This is a genomic window from Megasphaera stantonii, from assembly GCF_003367905.1.
Classification (GTDB): domain Bacteria; phylum Bacillota; class Negativicutes; order Veillonellales; family Megasphaeraceae; genus Megasphaera; species Megasphaera stantonii.
Map to the genome: position 1 here is coordinate 588,966 of NZ_CP029462.1, position 24,161 is coordinate 613,126.

At 47.1% G+C, this 24,161-nt stretch carries 25 protein-coding genes; 2 read left to right on the top strand and 23 right to left on the bottom strand.

Translation table 11 applies throughout. The features are described 5' to 3' along the window. Window positions 1-270 precede the first annotated feature (270 nt). A complete protein-coding gene (locus DKB62_RS02825) occupies window positions 271-570 on the bottom strand; it encodes a helix-turn-helix domain-containing protein (RefSeq protein WP_095629413.1) in 300 nt (99 codons plus the stop codon). Window positions 571-859: 289 nt separating this feature from the next. On the opposite strand from DKB62_RS02825, the gene DKB62_RS02830 reads away from it, so the two are divergent. Beyond that, the gene (locus DKB62_RS02830) at window positions 860-1,681 is read left to right on the top strand and encodes an IclR family transcriptional regulator (RefSeq protein WP_107196457.1); all 822 of its coding nucleotides are present in this window, start codon (window positions 860-862) and stop codon (window positions 1,679-1,681) included. A gap of 217 nt (window positions 1,682-1,898) precedes the next feature. Here the strand turns inward: DKB62_RS02830 and DKB62_RS02835 are convergent, their stop codons facing one another. The 21 genes from DKB62_RS02835 to DKB62_RS02930 form a co-directional block, all read right to left on the bottom strand. Next, window positions 1,899-3,068: an iron-containing alcohol dehydrogenase gene (locus DKB62_RS02835; protein ID WP_107196456.1), complete on the bottom strand. Its 1,170-nt coding sequence runs from the start codon at window positions 3,066-3,068 to the stop codon at window positions 1,899-1,901. Between the two features lie 115 nt (window positions 3,069-3,183). Continuing rightward, on the bottom strand, window positions 3,184-3,942 hold the full coding sequence (locus DKB62_RS02840) for an SDR family NAD(P)-dependent oxidoreductase (RefSeq protein ID WP_095629500.1): 759 nt from the start codon (window positions 3,940-3,942) through the stop codon (window positions 3,184-3,186). Window positions 3,943-3,981: 39 nt separating this feature from the next. Beyond that, complete coding sequence (locus tag DKB62_RS02845; RefSeq protein WP_107196455.1) at window positions 3,982-4,743, bottom strand: HpcH/HpaI aldolase family protein; 762 nt, start codon at window positions 4,741-4,743, stop codon at window positions 3,982-3,984. Window positions 4,744-4,784: 41 nt separating this feature from the next. Then, window positions 4,785-6,194 (bottom strand): FAD-binding oxidoreductase, encoded by a 1,410-nt coding sequence (locus DKB62_RS02850; RefSeq protein ID WP_095629502.1) that lies wholly within the window; start codon window positions 6,192-6,194, stop codon window positions 4,785-4,787. A 112-nt stretch (window positions 6,195-6,306) separates the two neighbouring features. Then, window positions 6,307-7,614: an MFS transporter gene (locus tag DKB62_RS02855; protein WP_107196454.1), complete on the bottom strand. Its 1,308-nt coding sequence runs from the start codon at window positions 7,612-7,614 to the stop codon at window positions 6,307-6,309. A 144-nt stretch (window positions 7,615-7,758) separates the two neighbouring features. Then, window positions 7,759-8,415 carry a fumarylacetoacetate hydrolase family protein gene (locus tag DKB62_RS02860; RefSeq protein ID WP_331225479.1) on the bottom strand — a complete coding sequence of 219 codons (657 nt, stop codon included), beginning with the start codon at window positions 8,413-8,415 and terminating at the stop codon, window positions 7,759-7,761. A 32-nt stretch (window positions 8,416-8,447) separates the two neighbouring features. After that, window positions 8,448-8,663 (bottom strand): hypothetical protein, encoded by a 216-nt coding sequence (locus tag DKB62_RS12910; protein ID WP_331225478.1) that lies wholly within the window; start codon window positions 8,661-8,663, stop codon window positions 8,448-8,450. 966 nt (window positions 8,664-9,629) lie between these two features. Further along, complete coding sequence (locus DKB62_RS02865) at window positions 9,630-10,931, bottom strand: MFS transporter (RefSeq protein ID WP_095629506.1); 1,302 nt, start codon at window positions 10,929-10,931, stop codon at window positions 9,630-9,632. Between the two features lie 321 nt (window positions 10,932-11,252). Then, window positions 11,253-12,188, bottom strand: a complete 936-nt coding sequence (secF, locus tag DKB62_RS02870; RefSeq protein ID WP_087478050.1) for a protein translocase subunit SecF — start codon at window positions 12,186-12,188, stop codon at window positions 11,253-11,255. Continuing rightward, window positions 12,185-13,420: a protein translocase subunit SecD gene (gene secD, locus DKB62_RS02875; protein WP_087478049.1), complete on the bottom strand. Its 1,236-nt coding sequence runs from the start codon at window positions 13,418-13,420 to the stop codon at window positions 12,185-12,187. Before secD ends, secF begins: the two co-directional genes overlap by 4 nt. 188 nt (window positions 13,421-13,608) lie before the next feature. Next, window positions 13,609-14,061, bottom strand: coding sequence for a preprotein translocase subunit YajC (gene yajC / locus DKB62_RS12915; protein ID WP_331225480.1), 453 nt, complete (start codon window positions 14,059-14,061; stop codon window positions 13,609-13,611). Between the two features lie 58 nt (window positions 14,062-14,119). Continuing rightward, a complete protein-coding gene (gene tgt, locus DKB62_RS02885) occupies window positions 14,120-15,226 on the bottom strand; it encodes a tRNA guanosine(34) transglycosylase Tgt (RefSeq protein ID WP_107196453.1) in 1,107 nt (368 codons plus the stop codon). Window positions 15,227-15,238: 12 nt separating this feature from the next. After that, on the bottom strand, window positions 15,239-16,258 hold the full coding sequence (gene queA / locus DKB62_RS02890) for a tRNA preQ1(34) S-adenosylmethionine ribosyltransferase-isomerase QueA (RefSeq protein WP_087478046.1): 1,020 nt from the start codon (window positions 16,256-16,258) through the stop codon (window positions 15,239-15,241). A gap of 12 nt (window positions 16,259-16,270) precedes the next feature. Continuing rightward, a complete protein-coding gene (locus tag DKB62_RS02895; RefSeq protein ID WP_107196452.1) occupies window positions 16,271-17,521 on the bottom strand; it encodes a SpoIID/LytB domain-containing protein in 1,251 nt (416 codons plus the stop codon). Between the two features lie 15 nt (window positions 17,522-17,536). Continuing rightward, window positions 17,537-17,752 (bottom strand): DUF2905 domain-containing protein, encoded by a 216-nt coding sequence (locus tag DKB62_RS02900; protein ID WP_087478044.1) that lies wholly within the window; start codon window positions 17,750-17,752, stop codon window positions 17,537-17,539. Window positions 17,753-17,761: 9 nt separating this feature from the next. Beyond that, window positions 17,762-18,784 (bottom strand): Holliday junction branch migration DNA helicase RuvB, encoded by a 1,023-nt coding sequence (ruvB, locus tag DKB62_RS02905; protein ID WP_087478043.1) that lies wholly within the window; start codon window positions 18,782-18,784, stop codon window positions 17,762-17,764. 3 nt (window positions 18,785-18,787) lie between these two features. Beyond that, window positions 18,788-19,390, bottom strand: a complete 603-nt coding sequence (gene ruvA / locus DKB62_RS02910) for a Holliday junction branch migration protein RuvA (RefSeq protein WP_087478042.1) — start codon at window positions 19,388-19,390, stop codon at window positions 18,788-18,790. After that, on the bottom strand, window positions 19,387-19,887 hold the full coding sequence (gene ruvC, locus DKB62_RS02915; protein WP_087478041.1) for a crossover junction endodeoxyribonuclease RuvC: 501 nt from the start codon (window positions 19,885-19,887) through the stop codon (window positions 19,387-19,389). Before ruvC ends, ruvA begins: the two co-directional genes overlap by 4 nt. A gap of 139 nt (window positions 19,888-20,026) precedes the next feature. Next, a complete protein-coding gene (gene rpmF, locus DKB62_RS02920; RefSeq protein ID WP_087478040.1) occupies window positions 20,027-20,212 on the bottom strand; it encodes a 50S ribosomal protein L32 in 186 nt (61 codons plus the stop codon). A gap of 32 nt (window positions 20,213-20,244) precedes the next feature. Further along, complete coding sequence (locus DKB62_RS02925) at window positions 20,245-20,745, bottom strand: YceD family protein (protein WP_087478039.1); 501 nt, start codon at window positions 20,743-20,745, stop codon at window positions 20,245-20,247. Window positions 20,746-20,849: 104 nt separating this feature from the next. Next, window positions 20,850-22,505 carry a nucleoside kinase gene (locus DKB62_RS02930; RefSeq protein ID WP_107196451.1) on the bottom strand — a complete coding sequence of 552 codons (1,656 nt, stop codon included), beginning with the start codon at window positions 22,503-22,505 and terminating at the stop codon, window positions 20,850-20,852. 123 nt (window positions 22,506-22,628) lie between these two features. Between DKB62_RS02930 and DKB62_RS02935 the strand changes: the two genes are divergently transcribed. Then, window positions 22,629-23,648, top strand: coding sequence for a hypothetical protein (locus tag DKB62_RS02935; RefSeq protein ID WP_107196450.1), 1,020 nt, complete (start codon window positions 22,629-22,631; stop codon window positions 23,646-23,648). A 64-nt stretch (window positions 23,649-23,712) separates the two neighbouring features. Here DKB62_RS02935 and DKB62_RS02940 read toward each other — a convergent pair whose 3' ends face one another. After that, window positions 23,713-24,129 (bottom strand): SoxR reducing system RseC family protein, encoded by a 417-nt coding sequence (locus DKB62_RS02940; protein WP_087478036.1) that lies wholly within the window; start codon window positions 24,127-24,129, stop codon window positions 23,713-23,715. Window positions 24,130-24,161 lie beyond the last annotated feature (32 nt).

Genomic DNA, 24,161 nt, shown 5'->3' on the forward strand with positions numbered 1-24,161 from the left:
TAAGCATGTCGATTTTGCCCGTTTTTATTGTTCTTATATACGTCTTTATTCTTATATTCGTTATTCTATCATTTTATAAGAAAAAATTCAATGCTTATAAATAATAAAACCATATATAATGCATAAAAAACATGGAACAACTTATAATCATATAATATAAGCAAAGATAATGTATATCCGAATAAAAAAATTTTTAAGGCATATCAAAACAAAAAAATCTCACTAAATCATAGAAAATTTCCTATAGTTCAGTGAGATAAAAATATATTTTCAAATTGTAAATTTCTTTTGGATACTAAAAAGATGATTGATATCTTTTTTATTAATAATAGTAGCGGAAAGAACAATAAGTGTTCGACCTGCACGATACCCTTTATGAACAGAATCATACTCAATATATTCTCTATAAACTAATTCTTTCAATAAATTAGACAATGAGCTTTTAGGTATTCCCGTCTCCTTTTGTATCGCTGTAAATGAGGGAGCCTGATCTGCATTAGCAATAAAATAAACAATATCTAATGCACGAGCCACTGAACGAACAATCGTTTTTGTTCCTTCTCCATTCATAGCGTTCCCTCCCTTCCTTAATTACGTCCAAGTTCTTATATTAGTACTAATTATATGATAACATTGCTATTTTTGAATGTCAATTTGTAAATAATCTACGATACCTTGTATACTAATATTTAATTCTAGATACATATGATAAAGTTTTCATTAAAATAATTGTTCCAATATATGGACGAAAAATTCATAATACTATATAATGTATATGTATAAAGTATTGTTTGCATTGAATAAATAAGGAAGAGGATTATATACTCTTCAACATATATGAGGAAAGAAGTGATACGTTATGGCATATTCTCAGCACAAGCCAACATTGCGAGTTTTAGATATCATGCAGTCGCTTGCATCTGCAAACGACGAAGGCCTGACATTAACAGAAATAGCTACCAAAATTCAAGTTCCCAAAAGTACTATTGTACCAATCATTCACACATTACGCGACAGAGACTTTATTGAGCAAAAAAGCAACGGCAGATATGTCATAGGTATCAGTATGTTCCTCATCGGCTCCGCATCTCTTCAAAACATCGGTTTATTAGACGTGTTTAAGAAAGAAATGAAAGAAATTGTTTATAAAACATCTGAAACTTGCCAATTAGGCATTTTAGTAAATGGCGATGTCTTATATCTTGCAAAAGAAGATTCGGCTGAACCAATTCGCCTCGTTTCATTCGTCGGAAAACGCCTGCCAGCATATAGCACCTCTTTAGGCAAAGCGTTGCTTAGTTGCTATTCCCTTCAAGAGTTGGAATCAATTTATAAAGGCCCGTTAAAACCAGTAACAGAAAAAACATGCCAAACGATAGAACAATTATATGATGAATGTCTCCGGTCTAAATCCGAAGGCTATTTTCAAGAATCAGGAGAAATTTCTCCTGATTTAAGTTGCTTTGCAGTACCAATCCATCATAATGGCAAAATCATTGCAGCTGTCAGTGTAAGTATGCCTACGTTCAGATTGACAAAAGAAAAAAAAGAAACTGTAGTCAAGGCATTATTAACTGGGCAAAATGTACTAGAACGCAATCTGCAGCGGCTTGGAATTTCTGACAGCAACTTATTTCTAGATTCCTTTGTTTCTCAAATACCAAGCATCTCAAATTATTAAAACCAAATGGGAGTAGCTGCAGGATCAATACACTGGTAGCCACTCCTATTTTATTTATAAGTCATTTTACGCTAGTCTTTCTTCGGCATAAAATCATATAAAATAACAAAAAGCTCTTTCTTAAATATGCAAGTTTTGTAATTTAACCTGCGTTCTGAAGAAAGAGCCCTTTATTTTTATATAGAAGCTATCTTAATCTAACTTGAATAACCTCATCTTATTGGTATGCAGCATTTAAAATATTGACGCAGTCCTCTTCCTTCAGTTCCATGCGGTCTCCTTCAAAGAGAAAAGCCATTGCCGATTTCGCATTAGCAGCCATTTTAGGAAATTCATCCGGAACAATGCCATAATCAGACATTTTAAGGTCAGATACATCACATTTTTCCTTTAGTTCTTCTAGCGCTATAATAAATTCCTCCGGCTTTTCCGCATCAGTTCTCCCCATTTTTTTTGCCAAAGCAACAAAACGTTCATCACACACATGGTGCTCAATCATATATGTGAAGTATGCCTTACTCAGCATAATTAAGCCCGCACCATGCGGCAATTCCTGATGATACGCCGTTAAGGCATGTTCCAAAGAATGCTCACTCATATTAGAACTTGTGCACATTTCCAAGCCTCCCAAATAATTGCCAAAGGCAACTCGTTCTCGCGCCTCTATATTAGAGCCATCTTGAACAGCCACAGGAAGCCAGGTACTAATTTGGTCAACGGCTTCAAGAGCAATCATTTCGCTCATGAGATTTGCTTTACATGACAAATATCCTTCAATATTGTGAAATAATGCATCAAATCCTTGGTAAGCAGTATATTTCGGAGGAACTGTCAACATCAATTCCGGGTCGATAATAGCCAATTTCGGAAATAGAAGCGGGCTTTTTATCGGAGTTTTTTCATTCGTTTCCGTATTCGTAATAACACCTCCAGCATCCGTTTCCGAACCCGTTCCAGCAGTCGTCGTAATCGCAATAATCGGCAAAGGGTTGACGGCAATAGGCTGCCGTTTTCCAGTACCATTCTGAATATAATCCCATAAATCACCTTTGTTTGTAGCCATAACGGCAATTGCTTTGGAAGCATCAATACAGCTGCCTCCACCTAAAGCAACAAGAAAATCACATTTTTCCTGCCGAGCAACAGCTGCCCCCATCATAACTGTTGTTTTAGTAGGATTAGGTTCGATTTGATCAAAAAGAACGGTCTCAACGCCAGCCAAGTGTAATTCTTTTTCCGTACGATTTAAATACCCATATTTCTTTGCCGAAATTCCATTAGAAAGAATCAGCAACGCCTTTTTACCTGGCATCATTTGCTCATGCAAATGATTGAGTTGGCCAACACCAAATAATGTTTTTGTAGGAATTCCAAATTGAAAAATCATAAAACATCCTCCATTTCACTAAGGGGAATATATAATAGAATATAAAAAAACTAAAGGTTTGCCACGCATGGTAAATATATACGTGACAAACCCTTCGTATTATGGCCTCAATTCATTAACTAGCCGTCCATCCGCCGTCAATTGCAATATCTGCTCCAGTAATATAACTTGCCTTATCCGATGCTAAAAAAAGAATAACGTTTGCAACTTCATCAGGAGTGCCGACACGCTTCATAGGCGTACGCGAATCTATAATCGTAGTATAAGAAGGATCTTGCAGTACCTTCTCTACTAACGGAGTAGCTATAAATGCAGGCGACACACAATTTACACGAACACCTTTTGTAGCCCATTCATTTGCCAAACCCTTAGTAAAATTGCGTATCCCAGCTTTACTTGCTCCATAGATCGATAATCTTTGCATGTTGATGTGACTTTGCAAGGATGACAAGCTAATAATAGCCCCCTTCTGTTGTTTTAACATTTCCTTACCCACTTCAACCGTGCAGAAATACGCCCCTTTCAGATTGATATTCATAATATAATCCCAATCTTCTTCTACGTAATCTACTGCATATTTTCTATTATTAACTCCAGCAGAATTAACTAACACATCAATTTTGCCAAATTGATCTATAACATCGCCGACCATTTGCTTGATCTCAGCTACTTTACTTACATCCACCGCCAAGGCGCTTGCAGAAAATCCCGCTTGCTGCAATTCATCAGCAAAAGACTGACACTCTTCCAGATGGCGGCTGGCAATAATACAATGTGCGCCTTCTTCACAAAAACGCCTTACCGTAGCAGCGCCAATTCCTTTGCTGCCCCCTGTAACTAGTACGATTTTCCCGGAAAATTCACCCATTATCATCCACACCCCTTCTCAAAAGGATACGCGCATACAGTTTCATCAATGTTCTTTAAAGTAGTCAGCGTTTTCCTTAAAACGAGTAAACAATTCACCTACGTCGCTCGAGAAGGAAACGTACTGTACGCCTCGTTTTTTCCATTCTACGGCTTTCTTCACGTCGTCGACGAAGAAGCCTACGGCTACGCCGACTTCTTTCGCCTGAGCCATGATTTCATTCATCTGTTCGATGACCTTCGGATGATCTACCTGGCCGGGGATGCCCAAGGAGGCCGAGAGATCGTAGGGGCCGACGAACAAGACGTCTACGCCTTTGACCTTCAAGATTTCCGGCAGGGCGTTGACGCCGTCCTGGCCTTCTACCTGAAGGATAACGGCCGTTTCTTCATTGGCCTTGCCGAAGAAATCGGCTTTATCGATGCTGCCGTAGCGGCCGGCGCGAACGAAGCGGTTGCAGCCGCGGCTGCCTTCCGGCGCGAATTTAGCGGCCTGTACGGCAATTTCAGCAGCTTCCTTAGAGCCGATATTCGGAATCTGAACGCCGTCGGCGCCCAAGTCCAGGGCTTTGTCGATCAATTCGGGATTGCCTTCGTATACGCGGACGATAGCCGGAATATCCGTCAATTTCGCAGCGCGGATCAAGTCGACGGTGCTTTCCAAGGGAATTTCGCCGTGCTCGTTGTCGATGATGACAAAGTCAAAGCCTGCCAAGCCAGCGATTTCTACGACGGCCGGGTAATTCATGTTGAGGAACGGCCCAAATAACCGTTCGCCATTTTTCAATCTTTCTTTAAACTTACTCATAACAACTCCTATATAATATGTAATATATGTATGTAATAAATTTATTCAACCTCAATAACTTTAGATGGGTTCATAATATTATTAGGATCCCAAGCTTTCTTCAATAAACGCATAAGTTTTAATTCACCTTCAGGAGTAAATTTTTCAAATTCCTCTTTTTTCTTATAGCCAATGCCGTGTTCGCCAGACATCTTTCCGCCCAGGCTATATACCAATGCAAAAATATCATCATCATATGCATGCAAGGTATTCGCCCATTCTTCTGGACCTTGATTATGTGTATTCAAAATATTCACATGAATATTGCCATCACCAATATGAGCTACAATACCGCCATCAATATCGTGTTTCTTCATGATATTCGGAAGTTCTGTTGTGACATTGATAATTTTATCAAGAGGAACGACATAGTCCGAACTAGCCCAAGTCAAGCAAATTTCGCGGCAAGCATCGGCAAATTGTTTTCTGGCTTCCCAAATTCGGTCATCAGCCATCAGTACCTCGACGGCACCAGCCTCATCGCATAAATCGCCTAATTTTTCCATTTTTTTATCGAGCTCATCTTGATCGTATGATTCAACAGTAATAATATCATACACGCCATTTTTCTTAGCGTACGGCAAATCGCATTTAATAAAATCGCCGCTAATAACAATAGCCCGGTTATCCATATATTCAATGCTTGTCGGCTCAATACCTGCCTTCAAAATCTTTCTCGGCAAAGCTAACGCTTTTGCAGGATCATCAAAAATAGCAACGATATCGAAGGAATACGGCGGCAGCATCCTCAATTTTAACGTCGCTTCTGTAATAATTCCCAGTGTACCTTCAGATCCACAGATCAATTGCTCTAAACAGTATCCCGTGCTGCATTTTTCTAACCGGGCACCAACTTTTACAATGTCGCCAAGCGGTGTTACAACAGTAAGGTCATAGATTTGATGACGAGTCGTACCATAACGAACAGCTTTGTTTCCCCCAGCGTTGGTTGCTAAATTTCCGCCTATCTGACAACTTTCAGCACTGCACGGATCGCCGGCATACAATAATCCTTTTGCTTTCGCAGCTTGCTGCAAATCAACAGTACGAACGCCTGGCTGAACCACGCAGTACAAGTTTTCGGCATCCATTTCAAGAATCTGATTCATTCGTTCTAATTCTATAACAATTCCATGATGCACAGGAATCGCCCCGCAAGATAGCCCTGTTCCAGCCGAACGCGGCGTAATTGGAACTAAGTATTTATTAGCTAACTTAACAACTTCGGCAACTTCTTCAGTAGAAGCCGGAAATACAACAACTTCAGGATAACTGAAATAAATAGAATTCCCTTCTTCGTCAGTCTTATAAATCTCTAATTTATCCGGATCCGTCGTAGCATATTTATCTCCGACAATTTTCTTTAATTCATTGACAACTTCATCTGTCACAGGATTGTATTTCATAAGTATTCCACCCTTTCTATAGCTCTACATGTTTGATAAAAAGACCTTTTTTTGCAGACCGATAGGTGACCTCAAAAAAGGTCTTTTCATTATTTCGCCAAATTCAATAAAAGTTAAATTACTCCATCCCAATTTTCTTATCAAAATTGATTAAAACAGGGAATAAACCCGTTCCAAGGGCTAAAGCAATAAATAACATCAAAGCCCAATAATACGAACCAGTAGCTCCAACAATCAACCCGACAACGATAGGAACAACTGCACCACCGACATTGCCAAACATATTCATAATGCCACTGAGAGTGCCACTATATTGCCGATCCGCAACAATCGACGGTAAAGACCAGTACATTGTTCCACACCATTTTTCAAAAAACATCGAGATACTAAGCATCGCAATAGCAAAGTAGATATCTGTTGCTACTGAAAGCAAATACATCGGAACAGCAATGCATACACCTAACAGAGGAAATAACCGTCTGAATACGGCATTAGTATCTTTTGCACTTTGACGAATTTTATCAGTAACGACACCGCCTAATAATTGTCCAACAGTTCCTACTGCATAAATTAAGAAAATAGACCAACCTAAATCTTTAATATTCAGATGATGTACTGCCGCCAAATATAAGGCGCCCCAGGTCATTAAACCATACCAAAATGCATCATAAGCGCCAAATCCCAGACATACTCCCCAGAAACTCCGTGAACCTAAATATGTCGTAGCCGTTGAACCAGATTTTGCATCATCCATGTTTTGGCCGCTTAAAGAACTAGCATCCTCTTCTTCAAAAGCTTTGCGTAAATATTCACGTTCCGCTTCATTAATGCTCTTATTCGTTTCCGGTGTAGATCCAATAATGGGTTTACAAGCTAGCACTACAATAATTGTTAATACGCCTGCTGCAATTAAAGCGCCACGCCAACCGTCAAGAAAAGCTACAAATAGCGCACATAACGGTGCTCCTAACGCATTCCCCAAAGCCGAACCGGAATCCATTAATGCAGCACCTTTACCACGTTCATTTTTAGTCAGCCAGACAGACTGTAATTTCCCTCCAGAGGGATAAATCGGAGCTTCTGAAATACCCAATAATGCACGAATAGCAATAAACATTGTGCTATTATGGATAAATCCAGTAAAAATCTGAAATATCCCCCACAAGATCCCTGTACCGACAATAACTTTACCGGGTGCAAATTTATCGCATAACCATCCAGAAGGTATCTGCATTACTACATAGCCCCAAAAAAATGCACTCAGAATGACACCTACAAGTTCAGGGCTAAATTGCAAATCTTCCTGAATCATAGGCATTAATACAGAAATAACAGCACGGTCTACGTAGTTGATAGTAACGAGAATCAGCAATGCTAAAAACACTCGCCATCGAACGTTTGTAGGTTTTTGAGTTAATTGAGTCATAAAAATTTCACCATCTTTCTAAAAATATCGCTAAACCTTAAAACTTGCAATATGTGCCTCATAAAAGCCTCCGGAGCAAATATCCGCACACACTATATATATAACCCTGCGCAGGTTACAAGCCCTTCGATAAAAATCCATCAGTTATTTAACTGAATTCGATAAAGTCCCAATGTCAGATATAGTTATTTCTACTAAATCTCCAGAACGAAGATATTTAGGCGGCGTAAAACCTACCCCTACGCCAGAAGGAGTACCAGTTGCAATAACATCACCTGCATAAAGAGTAGTCCCTTCCGATAAAGTTTGAATTATTTTAGAAATGGAAAAAATAAATTCCTTAGTGGTAGCATGTTGCCGTATTTCTCCATTAACCTTAGTCATAATTTCAAAAAAACTTGGGGCTTCATCTTTTAGTAAAATACACGGTCCCATAGGAGCAAATGTATTAAGGCTCTTCCCATGAAACCATTGCCCATATTTACTTTGTAAATCTCTCGCAGAAACATCGTTTAGAATAGTATATCCATACACATACTCCATTGCATTTTCTGCCGATATATTCATACCTGTTTTACCAATAACAACAGCTAGCTCCCCCTCATAATCTAATGCCTTCGTTATCATTGGATGGGAATCAATCAATTCTTCAGGTCCAATAATTGCCGAAGCAGCTTTTGTAAAAATAACTGGACATGACGGTAATTTTTTTTGTATTTCCATATTAAAATTTTTTTCAAATTCACCTACATGTTCTACATAATTTTCGCCAATACAAAATATATTTCTTCTCAAATTCATAATAGGTGCAGTAATAGTGATAGCATCAATATTTAATGATTTAATAACGCAATGTTCTTTTTTTTTAACTTAGCTTTCAGCCTATTTAATCCATTAGGTCCTAAAGAAATAAAATCTAAAAGGTTTTCAGGAAGGTGTACCGATATTGCGTGAGATAAATTTTCTGCACTATACACTTCATCCCCATCCAGTATCCCCCATTGGAGTTTGTTATTGCACTTAAAAGATACTAATTTTCTTATATTCATGACTATCACCTTTTACCACATTTATAAACGCCCTCGACATTCTTAATTACGAATTATTTCGTATTTACGTTTGTATTTATATTTTTGCACGTTATACAATTAAAGTCAATACTTTATCATGAGTATATCTCATTTGCATTATTTAATACAAAGAATCTCTTTTATACATATTTAAATAAAATAATTTGTTAAAAAACATAATAACTACAACCAAATTATTATAAAATGCTAATAAGAACGCTTTCTAACACCTTCTTATAATTTTTATTAAATTATTTACTTAGCTTTATTGCAAAAAATTTCTCAAGGCATACTAAAAATCTCAATTAAAAAGAATGGTTTCAATGAAACTCTTAATCTACTCATATTTTATACTGTTATCTCCATTATAAAAATCCATATCTTATTCACAGTTACACTAAGATTCAATATAATCTTTTACAAATTCATCTTCACCATCATATATCATTAGTACAAGTTATCTACCAAAGAGATATTTCATCAATTCATACCCTTTTTTGTATACATTGATATAAATAAACATACAAAAGCTTGATCTTGCCATCTTCTAAAAAGATGACACCTCAAATACATTCACATAAAAATATTTATCTGACCAGCTTCAATAGTATTGCCATAAAAGCTCCGAATGAGCATAAAACGATCTTCATCCTACTAAATTATTAGAATATCATAAATACAGATAAAGGCTTGCCGCACATGCAAGTATGCATGTGCGATAAGCTTTTTCCTTATGTCCAAAATTATTGACTAACCGGTTTGGAGTACTTGTAAATATAGTTGATACGATACACAGTTCACATGAATCACTTTATAATCACTCGTCTTTCAAATCATTAAAAAATGCGCATTCCAATATTACGCCTTTCATATCTTTACATGATTTACATATTTGCAAATCATTCCCCTTACTTCTCGGTCAGAAAGAAAAATGTATTTTATCTCTTATGCTTTTAAAATATCAGCACCTACTTTTTTATTCAAATTCATAATTAATGGGAAGAAACTAATTCCTAATGCAAAAGCTAAGAATAGAATGATTGCCCAATAATAGTTCCCCGTCGCCATAACAATGATACCGACTAAAACAGGAACAATTGCGCCACCAACATTTCCTAACATATTCATAAATCCTGCAACGATACCAACATCGTCTCGTTGCGATATTGTTGCGGGTAAGCTCCAGAATGTACAACCCACCCAACGTTCACAAAACATCGCAAAGGATAAATAAATGATCGCCATGGTAATGCTAGTTGCATTGCTCAAGAAATACATAGCTATAGCCATCAAAACACCTAAAATTCCAAAAGACCATTTGACAATCTTATTAGGGTCAATTCCCTTTTCTTTTAGATGATCAATAAAAAATCCTCCAAATAATTCACCAATAACGCCAACGCCAAAAACGATAAATATGGACGTGCCTATTGTCATAATGTTGACATTAAAAACTTGTGATAAGTACATGGGTCCCCATGTCATCAATCCGTACCAAAAGCAATCATAACAAATAAATCCCAAAGTCATTCCCCAAAATGTAAAACTTTTTAAATATCTTGTTAATCCAACAGATAATTTTTGATTTGCATCTCCAGATATTTTATATTCATCTTTTAACGCATTATCTATATATTCACGTTCTGCAGCATTAATTCTTGGACTTGTATCTGGCGTAGCTTTACAAAACGGATAACATAATAAAACTACCAAGATGGTCAAAATACCCGCTCCCATTAAAGCACCTCGCCATCCCCCAAACCAAGCAAGGAAAGCTACAATCAATGGACCTCCAATAGCAGTGCCCAAAGGCGAGCCAGCATCAACAATAGCAGCTCCACGAGTCCGTTCATTCTTTGTTAGCCATACAGATTGTAATTTACTACTAGCGGGATAAATAGGGGCTTCAGAAGCTCCCAATAGTGCTCGAACAATCATAAAAGCAGTACTGCTGTGAAGACAACCTGTAATCATTTGAAAAACGCCCCACAAAATACCTGAGCCTAAAATAGTCTTTCCCGGACCAAACCTATCTGCAAACCATCCTGCTGGAATTTGCATTACAGTATATCCCCAAAAAAATGCACTTAAAATAACGCCAACCAATTCTGGACCAAACTGAAGTTCTTCTTCAATTGCAGGCATACATACAGAAATAACAGCACGGTCAATGTAGTTGACTGTACATAATGCAAATAAAGAAGCAAATACCATCCATCTCACTTTCGTAGGTTTTTCGTTGTTCATTCTACCCTCTCCTTTTTTTTGTTTCTTAATACGAATTAATTCGTATTTACGTTTTTTATGTTTATATTATTGCACGCTACACATAAAACGTCAATATTTAATCATGAATATATTTTATTAGTATCATTCAACAAATGAAATGCATTTTATTCATAATTTTATTCATAAAAACCATTTACATTCCATCATTTATAGCACATAAATCACCTGCTTAAATCACAAAAAATAAACCAGTACCAATGTAAGAACTCCTTACATTGGTACTGGTTTATACCTAACCTATAATGCTTTAATGGATTACCATTGGTTATCCGTGTATATTTAATTTTCTTCTATTTCCTCTTTTTCTTCATGAACAACACGCTTCGAACCGTGCTTCTTTGCCGTATAATTTTTCCATACGACCCACAGGGACGTATCTACGCAGATGGACGAGTAGGCGCCGCTGATGAAGCCGATGAGCATGACCAGGGAGAAGTTCTTCGTCGATTCGCCGCCGAAGAAATGGAGGGCCCCGCAGGCAAAGAGTACCGTCGTCAGCGTGTAGATGCTGCGGTGGATACTCTGGGAAATGCTGTCGTGAGCCAGTTTTTCATACGTATCCGTGCGGCGGTGGGTCCTCGTGTTTTCGCGGACGCGGTCGAAAATGACGACGGCTTCGTTCATGGAATAGCCGACGACCGTCAGGATAGCCGCCAGGAAGGAGGCGTCGATTTCCAGCTGGAAGAAGGAGAAAAAGCCCAATACCATGATCAAGTCATGGAGGATGGATACGATAGCCGAAATGGCGATCTTATACTCAAAGCGGAAGGAAATATAGGCCGCCAGGGCGATAAAGGCCACGGCCAGGCTGGTCACGGCATTCTTCGTGACTTCCGAGCCGATGACGGCGCCGACCGATTCGATACGCTTCACTTCCGCGCCGCCCAACTTTTCGTTGAGCTGATCGGAAATGGCCTTGCTTTCGTCGCTTTCCAGGTTGCGCATGCGGATCATCACTTCCTGAGACGATTCCTGATCCGTTACGCCCGACAGCTGGATAACGCTGTTTTCCAAATTCATATTGGAGTCGTCGATGACTTCGCGCACTTGGGCTACCGTAACGGGCTGCTTGAACTGCAAGTCCAAAATCGTGCCGCCCGTATAGTCGATGCCGAAGTTAAAGCCGTTGATAAAGATGGAGATGACGCTCAGGACGACCAGGACGGACGACAGGGTAAACCACCATTTCTTATGGGCTACAATATCAAAACTCATTTCCGTCCCCCCTTTTTGAGCATGTGTTCCGGCACCTTGCGGTTCAATCCATAGAACCACGGATTGGTGAGGAGATTCGTATTAATGAACCAGGTCAGCAGGGAACGGCTGACGATAATAGCCGTAAACATGCTGACGATGAGGCCTAAGGCCAGGTTGACGGCAAAGCCTTTGACCGTACCGGCCCCCATGACGATGAGGACGATGGCGGCGATCATAACCGATACGTTGGCGTCGAGAATCGTATGGAAGGCCCGCTTAAACCCGGCCTCCATCGATGTCCGCAAGGTCTTCCCCACGAGCACTTCTTCCTTAAATCGCTCGAAGATCAGTATATTGGCGTCGACGGCAAAGCCCATGGACAGGATAATCCCCGCAATGCCGGGCAGGGTCAGCGTCGCGTCGAGGTATTTCAAAATAGACAGCAGGATCAGGACGTATACCAGCAGGGCTACGTTGGCGACGATGCCGGACATGCGGTATACGACGACCAGGAAGATCATGATCAGGACGATGCCGATGGCAAAGGCCTTTTCACTCTTAATCTTCGAGTCCTGGCCCAGGCTTGGCCCGATAGTCCGCACTTCCATGACCTTCAGCTTGACAGGCAATGCACCGGAACGGAGCAGGATGGCCAGATTTTTAGCTTCTTCCAGCGTCCGGCTGCCGGTGATGACGGCCTTGCCGCCGGTAATCGGTTCGTTGACGACAGGAGCCGTCAATACTTCGCCGTCCAGCAGGATGGCGATTTTATGGCCTACATTAGCCGCCGTCAAATCGGCGAACTTGTCGGCACCTTCATCGGTAAATTCAATGGCGACAACGTTCTGGTTGCCGTTTTCGATTTGTTCTTTCGCCGTCTTCAAATCCTTACCGGTCAGGCGCGTCGCGCCGCTTTCGTCTTTAAACTCCATGACGGCCGTCTTGCCGATCGTTTCGATGGCTTTTTCCGGATTCTTTTCGCCGGGCAGCTCAACGATGATGCGGCGGGCGCCTTCCTTCTGCACCAGCGGTTCCGTCAGGCCCATTTCATTGATACGCCGTTCGACGATAGAGACGGCGCGGTTCAGCGAGTCTTCCGTGACTGGCGCATCGGGCGTATCTTCCGCTTCCAGGACGATATGCGTGCCGCCCTGCAAATCCAGGCCCTGTTTAATCGAGTTGGCCAGCGGATAAATGAAGGTCAGGAACACGCCCAATATAATGGCGACCGCCCCAAAAAACTTTATCATATTACGGGTCCGCAACAGGTTTCCCTCCTCTTATAAATACAGTAGTCTATACTATAAACGGCGGCGTTCCGCCGTCTGCTTCGTCATGCTTCCCCAAGGCCCGGCCTTCGCCGGCCCATGCAAAAAGGCCATGAACCGGCCCGCCCAGAAATGGCGCGGAGCCGGTCATTCATGGCTTTTCAAAGGTGTTACTTCGCGTCCTGCGATTCTTCAGTTTTCTTTTCTTCAGCCGGAGCTGCTGTTTCAGCCTGTGCTGGTTCGGCAGCCTTCGGTTCTGCCGGCGTTGCGTCGGCCTGTTTTGCTTCCGCCCCTTTTTCTACAGGCTTCGGATCAGCTTTCTTTTCCGCCTTTTTGGATTTCTTCCCTTCCGACCGATCCTGCTTTCCCAAGACCTGGTTGACGGCGTTGCGCGTAATCTTGATTTCTACCTTATCGGCTACGCGGATGACGAGATATTCGTCGTGAAGAGATACGATCGTGCCGTAAATACCTCCGGCAGTGATAATCTTAACTCCTGCTTTCAGGCTGTTCAGCATTTCCTGGCGCTGTTTCTGCTGCTTTTTCTGCGGACGCCAAAGCATGAAATAGAAAATGACTACCATGAGGATAATCGGCCAAAAGGCGTTTAACTGTTCCATCATGTCCACTGTATTCACCTCCAACATTTAGTGATATGGTATATATGCAAGATACGAAATATTATGCATCTTGATATCGCTTCCAAAATTCCTGCCGGAACTGGCGGAACGTGCCGTCCAGAATGGATTGGCGCATGTCGCGCATAAACTGCAGCAGGAAATACAAATTATGAATGCTGACTAAGCGGTACGCCAGCAGTTCTTCCGCTTTGAAGAGATGGCGGATATAGGCCCGCGTATAGTTGCGGCACGTGTAGCAACCGCAGCCTTCTTCAATGGGCGAGAAATCCCTGGCGTATTTTGCGTTGCGCACGGTCAGCCGGCCCGTATGGGTCATGGCCATGCCGTTGCGGGCTACGCGCGTCGGGAAGACGCAGTCGAACATATCTACGCCGCGGGCTACGCCCTCGACGAGGCAGTCCGGCGTGCCGACGCCCATGAGGTACCGGGCTTTCGTCTGCGGCAGGTAGGGCGTCGTATGATCTAGTATATCATACATTATATCCTTAGATTCGCCAACACTCAAGCCGCCGATGCCATATCCGTCAAAATTCATGTCTACTAATTCTTCACAGCTCTTGCGGCGCAGGTCCGCATACATGCCGCCCTGGACGATGCCGAACAAGCCCTGCGTGTCGCTATGGTGGTGGTCCAGGCAGCGCTTGGCCCAGCGGCTCGTCCGCTCCGTCGAATGGAGGGTGTAGTCATAATCCGAAGGGTACGGGATGCACTCGTCGAAGGCCATGGCGATATCGGAATTGAGAGCCATCTGCACGTCCATGGACACTTCCGGCGACAAAAATTTCTTCGAGCCGTCCAAATGGGAGCGGAAGGTTACGCCTTCTTCCGTAATCTTGCGCATCTGCCCCAGGCTGAATACTTGAAATCCGCCGCTGTCCGTCAGGATAGCCTGCTTCCAGTTCATAAACTTGTGCAGGCCGCCGGCTTCCTTGACCAGGTCTTCGCCGGGCCGCAGGAACAGGTGATACGTATTGCTCAGGATGACCTGGGCGCCCATGTCGTACAGCTCTTCCGGCGACAAGGTCTTGACCGTCGCCTGCGTGCCTACGGGCATAAACATAGGCGTCTTGAAGGTTCCGTGAGGCGTGCGCAGGATGCCGGCTCTGGCGCCGTCGCATTCGGCCTGCAGTTCGTAAGTAATAACCAACGTCGTGTCCTCCTATCGTATAAACATGGCGTCGCCGAAGCTGAAGAAACGGTATTTTTCCTGTACGGCAATTTCATACGCCTTTAAGATTTTTTCTCTTGTAGACATAGCGCTGATGAGCATGAGGAGCGTCGACTCGGGCAGGTGGAAATTCGTGACCAGCGCGTCGACGATGTGGAAGGTGTAGCCGGGATAGATGAAAATATTCGTCCAGCCCGACCCGGCCTGCAGCACGCCCGTCGTACCGGCGCTTTCCAGCGTCCGTATAGACGTCGTGCCGACGGCTACGATGCGGCGGCCTTCAGCCTTCGCCCGGTTAATCGTCTGGGCCGCTTCCTCCGTAATGCTGTAAAATTCGCTGTGCATTTCGTGGTCTTCGATGTTTTCCTCTTCTACGGGCCGGAACGTCCCCAGACCGACATGCAGCGTAACGAAAACCAACTCCACGCCTTTGGCCTTGATGCGTTCCAGCAGCTCGTCCGTAAAGTGGAGCCCTGCCGTCGGCGCCGCCGCCGAGCCCCGTTCGCGGGCGTATACGGTCTGGTATTCGTCGGGATCTTCCAGCTTTTCGTGAATGTACGGCGGCAGGGGCATTTCGCCGATCTTGTCGATAATATCGTCGAATACGCCGTCGTATTCAAATTTGACGATGCGGCCGCCGAAGTCGGTGCGGTCCAGTATCTGGCAGGTCAGGCCTTCGGGAAACTCGATAACCGCCCCGGGCAGGGCCCGTTTCCCCGGCTTGACCAGCACTTCCCACGTATCCTCGCCGACGGGCGTCAGCAGCAGCACTTCGACCTTGCCGCCTGTCGGCGACTTTTTCCCGTACAGGCGGGCCGGGATGACCCGGGAATCGTTAAATACCAGGACGTCGCCCTGATGGAGCTCGTCGATCAAATCGTAAAAATGCTTGTGTTCCACAGCCCCGCTCTGCCGGTCGTACAGCATGAGGCGGGCGTGATCCCGCTGCTCTGCCGGGTGCTGGGCAATCAATTCTTTTGGCAAATCATAATAAAAGTCACTGAGTTTCAACGTACTGTCTCCTTAATCTATCTTGTCAAGCTTTACGCCCGTATAGTAATGCTGCAGTATCTTGCGGTACGTATTCTTGGCGTTTTTCTGTTCCTGGGCCATCTGGTATGCGCCGTACTGGCTCATCCCCAGGCCGTGGCCCCATCCGAAGCCGTAAATCGTAATGGGCTTCTTGTCTTTAATTTTAAAGGTCGTCTTGCGGGACGATTTTTTCTTATTCTCTTTCTTACTGTCTTTCTGCTTCTTTTCCGTCCCCTGATAGATGTCAAACAAGGTGCTCTTCAGTCCCATGATGGACTGGAAGGCGTTGCCCGTCAGCCTGACGCTTCCCGACGAGCCCTGAATCGTCATGGACAGGACGCGGCCGGATACGCCGCGGTCGGACACGTCCATGGGCCGCTTGCCCAAGGGCGACAAGGTAATGGACTTTATCTTGCCGACATTTTTACCGGCTGCTTTCAGGTTCGCCGCCAGCTTTTCCGGCGTCGTCGTCACGGTCCAGCTGTAGGACGGCATCTTTTCGCTTCTATCGACGACGCCCCGCAGGTAAGGCACGTAATTGCCCCACACGTTTTCGCTGTGTTCCGTCCAGCCGCCGGCAGTGGCGCAGAAAATCGCCTCGATGGGCTTGCCCTTATACGTCAGGATTTCGCCCTTCGTCGCGTCGACGGCGCTGATAATGGACGGCGATTCGCCGTTGATGCCGGCGTAAACCTGGCTGCGCGTGTCGTCGGTCATATCGAAGCCCTTGTTTCGGAAGGAGTTCTTATGATACACGGCGTAGGTCCGGGCCGCGACGGCCTGGGCTTTCAGCGCTTCGGAGCTCCACGACGGCGACATTTCCTTGCCGACGACGCCGTATAAATACTGCTCCAGGGGCACGACGTTGACTACGGTGATCCCCGAAGCCTTCGACGGCTGCATGCACTCGATGGAGCCGCGGTACGAATAGCCGTCGGTCAGCTTGACGACGCCCTTTTTCAAGGGCCGTACCGACACGGCGCCCTTGCTCTTCGAGCCGTTGACGACGAGGTCTTTTCCCTTGAGTTCCACCTTAACCGGTTTGTTCGCCCCTACCTTTTTCCACAAGGAACCGTTTTTATAAACGGCCGCCCCCTGGGTTCCGATGATGGATACAGATTTGCTCCCTTCACGGATGCCGATGCGCAGCGTCTGGTCCGAGCCGGCGCAGAAAGCCGTCGCCGTCAGGCAGACAAATAATGCCGCCGCGGCGAGGACGCGAAGTAGTCGCGTTTTAATCATAGGTCTTCCCTCCTGTTAATGACGGAAAAATATATTCAGAATGAGGGTCAGCACGACGCTGATGATGAGGCAGGTTACGATGGGGAAATGAAAGGATACGTTTCCCTTCGTAAAATTCAAATCGCCGGGCAGGTTGCCTAAAAAACGGCTTACGCCGATGTGCTCCAGCGCCAGCCAGACAAAGCCTGCCGCAATAAACAACGCGCCGATTAAAATTAAGGTTTTCGCCATATATACCTCCTAAAATAACGAAGAGCCTTTGCCTTCCGACGGCGACGGCAATCCCAGATGGGCGTAAGCCGCCTCCGTTACAACCCGCCCCCGCGGCGTGCGGTTCAAAAATCCGAGCTGCATGAGGAAGGGTTCGTACACGTCTTCGACGGCGTCGACGGACTCGCTGATCGCCGCGGCAATCGTATCGAGGCCGACAGGGCCGCCGCCGAATTTTTCAATGATGACCTGCAAGACCCGCCGATCCGTCCGGTCCAGGCCGCAGGCGTCGACCTCCAGCCGGTCCAAGGCTTTTCCGGCCAAAGCCGATGAAATCGTCTGCTCGCCGGCTACCTGAGCGAAATCGCGGACCCGCTTCAGCAGGCGGTTGGCAATTCGCGGCGTGCCCCGCGAGCGGCGCGCCACTTCCAACGCGCCGGCATCGTCGATTTCTACGTTCAAAATATCGGCAGTCCGCTTGATAATCAGCACCAGCTCTTCGGGCCGGTAAAATTCCAGCCGGCAGATGACGCCGAAGCGGTCGCGCAGCGGCGGCGCCAGGCGTCCGACCTGGGTCGTCGCGCCGACGAGGGTAAAGGGCGGCAGGTCGATGCGCACCGACCGGGCGCTTGGCCCCTTGCCGATGACGATGTCCAGAGCATAGTCTTCCATCGCCGCGTACAGCACTTCTTCCACGCTGTGGGACAAGCGGTGTATTTCGTCGATAAACAGCAAGTCCCGCTCCTGCAAGTTCGTCAGCAGAGCCGCCAAATCGCCGGGCCGCTCGATAGCCGGCCCCGACGTAATGCGCAGGTTGACGCCCAGCTCATTGGCGATGATGCCGGCCATCGTCGTCTTGCCCAGCCCAGGCGGGCCGTACAGCAGCACGTGATCCAGCGCTTCCTGCCGCAGCTTTGCCGCCTGGATAAAGACTTCCAAGTTCTGTTTAACCTTCTGTTGTCCTATATATTCTTTTAAATAGTGGGGACGCAGGCTGTACTGCCAGGAATCTCCCGCAATCGGGCCTGTCTCCACAATGCGATGTTCTTCCACGTCTTACCTCCTGCTTCCCAATGCCTGCAATACGGCTTTCAGCAGTTCCTCTACGGTCCGGCACTGGCCAGCCTTGGCTTCAATAGCAGGAAGTACTTCCTGGGAGGAATAGCCCAGGCTGGTCAGCGCCGCCAAGGCGTCCGAGGCAATGCCCTGAGGCATGCTTTCCAGGCCGCCGTCTTCAGCGGCCGCCGCGCCGTCTCCAACTGGGCCGATTTTATCGTGCAGCTCCAGCACGATGCGCTCCGCCGTTTTCTTGCCGATGCCAGGCATCTTCGTCAGTACCTTCATATTCTTCTGATGCACGGCCAGGCGGAACCCGTCGGGACTGGCGGCGCTCAGAATGCCTAAGGCCACCTTCGGCCCTACGCCGTTTACGCTAATCAGCAGCATGAACAAGTCGTATTCATCCTGCGTGGCAAATCCATATAATACGATGGCGTCTTCGCGGACGCTCATATACGTAAACAAGGTGATTTCCCGATTCAGCACCAGTTTGTCCATCGTCGACGCCGGAATGGACACGCGGTAGCCGACGCCGTGGACGTCGACAAAACAGGAATCGCGGAATATATGCGTCACAATCCCCTTGACATACCCAATCATAACTGCACCGTCCTTTTCAAACGCTGCGAATGGCTGGAATAGATGGCGTAAATGGCCATCGCCAGCCCGTCGGCCGCATCGTCCGGCTTGATTTTCTCGCGAATGCCCAGCAGGCGCATGGTCATATCGATGACCTGCTCCTTCGTCGCCCGGCCGTAGCCCGTCACGCCCTGCTTTACCTGCAGCGGCGTAAATTCCAGCAAGGGAATGCCGGCCTGCTGCGCCGTCAGGAGAATGATGCCGCGGGCCTGGCCGACGGTAATGGCCGTCGTGACGTTGCGATTGAAAAACAGCTGTTCTACGCCGATAATATCGGGCTTATACTTAGCGTACAGCTCGTTCAGCCCTTCAAAGATAGTCACGAGGCGTTCGCCGTCACTGTGGTCCGGCGTCGTTTGAATTGTTCCGTATGTAACCGGTGTAAGACGGCTTCCCTGGGCGTCGACGATGCCGAAGCCGCAGATGGCCGTTCCCGGGTCTATTCCCATAGCCCGCATGAATATCCTTCCTTTCACTACGCAAGCTGTACCGTTTATTATACCATGAATCGGCCTGCCCGTCATAGAGCTGCCGCCGTATTTTCCATGGCATTGCCAAAAAGAGCGCCCTTACGGACGCTCTTTTTATTTCATACTCTTATTCAGCTGTTGTGTTGTTAACAACCTGTTTGCCCTTATAGAAGCCACAAGTGGGGCATACATGATGGGGCATTACTGCTTCGTGGCACTGCGGGCATTCAACGAAACCCGGCGCTGTCAGCTTCCAGTTTGCACGACGCATTTTCTGACGAGTCTGGGACAATCTGTTCTTTGGTACTGCCATGTTCTGCACCTCCTTAAACCATGGTACGTATTTTAGTGCTTTGATTTTAATAAATCCCCCAAGACGGCGAGTCTCGGGTCGATCCTGTCGGTAGGACAACTACAGGGTCCTTCATTCAAGTTTGCGCCACACTGCGGGCACAGGCCCTTACAGTCAGGCTGGCACAACACCTTCATGGGCTCGCTGAGGATCAACGTTTCTCTAATTGTCTCCGTCAAATCGATGTATTCCCCGTTATAAGGCAATACGTCATCAGGAAGCTCTGCTTCCGTACCATAGACTTCAGACAGTGTTGCATTCCGATCCACCGATACCGGCATCAGACAGCGGCTGCATGCATACATGCCGGATGTACGAACTGTTCCTTTGACGACGATGTGCGTGCCATCGGACCAGAACGCGCCTTCCACAGCCACAACATGGTTTTTCCAAGGAAAAGCGTCTACATCACCTAAATCGGCAGCCGGCTTTTGAAAGGAAAAAGGAACTTTCCTTCCTTCCTCCTTTAGTGCTTCTTCGACTTGTAGTTTCATATTTCTACCTCGACTTTACTATTATATCTATCTGTAAATGCTTTGTCAATATATTTTTAGGGAATCGCCGGAAGGCCGGAAAAAGCCGGAATCCCGCCGTTCTGTCAGGGCTGTTTCCGTTCAGGGCCGATAAATTCCCGCAGGAGAGAATTGCTGGGAACGACGGACGCATCCAGTCCCTTGAAGGGGTTCAGGAATTTCAGCAGCCGCTGCGCTTCGGCATAATGGGAGCTTTCCTTGTCAATGGAGCGCAGCAGGGGCTCGGCGTAGGGCTTCAGCACGGACAGCTCGTACGGCAGGGCCGTGTTGAAAATCGTATCAGCGTCTTCCTGATAGGGGTAAATATTCACTTCTTCGCCGCGGCGCACGTCAGCCCATATGTCCATCGTATCCAGAGGGCCGCGGTTGCGGAACTGCTGATCCCGTACCATGCGGCGGATAATCCGCGTGTCGGCCGTCGAAATGCGGTTGTGGTCGTTGATGCGGATCTGCGTCAGTACGCCCAGGGTAATCTTATATTTTTCGTACCGCGGCAGCATGTATGTCAGCGAATCGTTTAGGGCATGGAGCCCTTCGACGACGATGGGCTGCTCCAGCTCCAGATGGACGGGCTTTTCGTCAAAGTAACGCTTGCCGCTTACGAAATCAAAGCGGGACAGGCAGACGTCGCGGCCCTGCTGCAGTTCGTCGATCTGCTGGTTAAACAAGGGGATGTCGATTGCCCGCAGGGATTCGAAATCGTAGCTGCCGTCGGGATTTTTCGGCGTGTCCTCGCGGTTGTAAAAGTAATCGTCCAGCGATATCTTGACGGGCCGCAGCCCTACGACGCGGAGCTGCGTCGTCAATCGCTTGCAGAACGTCGTCTTTCCCGCCGACGACGGGCCGGCGATGAGGATGACCTTGATCTTCGGCCGCTGGCGGACGATGTAATCGGCAATTTCAGCCATCTTTTTTTCCTGCAGCGCTTCGGCCATATCGACGATATCCTGAATCGTTTCGTCGGCAATATAGCGGTTTAAATCAGAAACATACTGACAGCGGACGATACGCCCCCATTCTTCTGCGTCTAAAAACAGACGGGCCATCTTGGGAATTTCCTTGTACGGCGGCAGCTCATTGGGATTATCTACCTTCGGCGTTTCCAAGATGACGCCCGGCGCGTAAGAACGCAGATTGAAGCAGGTCAAGTAGCCCATGCTCGGCAGCATAGGCCCCATGTAGTAATCGAAGACCTGGCCGCACTGATAGGTCATGACGTTCTTGAGGCCGACGTGACGCAGCAGCTCCGCTTCCCGTTCCATATGGCGGTTGCGGCACATGTCCATAGCCGTTTCCGCGCTGAGGACGACTTGCGTAATAGGCTCGTCCTGGGCGACGATTTCCTGCATGCGCCGCTTAATCGATTCGACGTCCCGATAGGTCACAGTATGGCCGATATCCAGCTCGCAGTACAGCGACTTGCGCAGGGCGTGCTTTACAAACACTTTTCCCTGCGGGTATAAATCGCTGACAGCCCGCACGAGCAGCATGATGGCCGTGCGGACGAGGCATTGATTGCCTTCCAGCGTCGCCATGGAAAACCAGGAAATATCCCCGTCTTCCCGCACCTTCGTCTGCAAGCCTACAAATTCATTATTATATAGCGCCGCCGCAATGCGGGGCTCCGCGTCGCCATAATGCTCGGAGCAAAGCTGCAGCAGCGTCGTTCCTTCTTTGAGAGTATATGTCTTGCCGTTTGTCTTGTCATGCAGCGTAATCACAACTGGTCACATCCTTCCGTATAACGCTTGTTCTCTTAACTATATTCGAGAAAACCGACGTTTTTTCCTTTTTTATGCTATAATGAGAGCCGTACCGCATTCTATGCAAAGAAGGAAATGGCTATGAAATTATCGTCTATTCCCAAACCGGATATAAAAATACTGGCAGCCGCCGCTGCGGCCGTCGCCTGCATTGGCACAGCCTGCCTGTCCTATGAAACGATATACAAGGCTACGCCGGAGTATTCCTTTTCCCGTATCGTCGCCGCCGCCCAGGACGGTGACAGCGAAGCCTTGTCCCTCTCAGCAGACGAGGACGCGCTGGCCGGCCAGCTGTTCGACAGCCTGATTCGCCGGCAGCAAGGCCAAACAGCGGCGTCCCGCGCCCTGCTTCTGCCCGTGAAAGGCGAGTTCATCCACGCCTGCCAGACCCTCCTCGCCGGCGATTCAGACGAAGCCCGGCTGGAAAACGCGCGAAAGGTCCTTGCCGACATGGGAAACCAGGCGGGCCTGCTCCTTCCCGCCTCGGACTGGCGCTATGAATCATCGTCGTGGAGCCGCCAGGACGGCTCGGGCTACGCCCAGCTTACGGCCTCCTTTTATAACGATTCGCTGCAAGCGTCGATTCCCATTACCTTTCAGCTGGAAAAGGTATCGGCCCGCCAGTGGCGCGTCGTCGCCTTTGCCGACCCGGACGCCGTCGTACAGGAATTGCAGCAGGCCTCTGAAGCAGCCTTGGCAGCGGCCAACCGGCCCGTTTCCCAGCGCATCGATTCCCTCGTCCAGATTACAAGCCTCTCCGCTTCCGTCGTTCGCGGCAGCACGGAGCAGGATACATACCTGCGCATCCAATACACGCCGAAGCTGTCCGCACAGGGCAAGGAAACCCTCCGGGAAGCCAAAGGCCTGTACGAGCTGCGCCGCGCCGACTCGTCGGTCCTCTTCTCCGCGCCCATACGCATAGCCATCTACGCCGACGGCAAAGCTCATACCAGCCAGTTCCGGCTGAACGCCGCCGTTCCGGCCCAGGCCGAGCTGCTCCGCACGGCGACGCTGGAAGGATTGCAGAGCCGCATTTCCATTACCTCAGTCCAGCTGCAAGACGGCACGCAGCTCGAGCTGAAAGATTCGCTGACAAACTGATACAAAAAAAATCCGTATGGAACACGTCGTCCCATACGGATTTTTACGCAGTATGATGAAATAGTTAGCGGCAGACTTCGATGATCTTCGGCTTGGCGTTGATATCGTTCGTCAAGGACCGGTCAAACAGCTTGACGCCGACAACGCCGATAAGAAACCCGACGATACCGCCGACAATCGCAGCCTGCATGGCATCCATGCCTTGGGAAAGGCCAATCCAGTGACCGGCGACGGCTCCGAGGCCGGCGACGATAAGGGGCATGATAAAGCAGACAAAGGCTCCAATGACGATGTTGACTTCTCGCACTTCAAATTTGACGTGCTGCCCCACTTCCGCGCCGATAGGATTCAGCGCCTTGACGACGATGTGTTCCGCGCCGGGACAAGCGCCACAGGCCATGCAGTCCGAATGGCGGCCGACCTTTACTTCGGCAAGGCCGTCTTCTTCAATCGATAAGATCGTACCTTCTTCTATTTTCATGATCATTCACTCCTTCTCATATGTCACGCCTG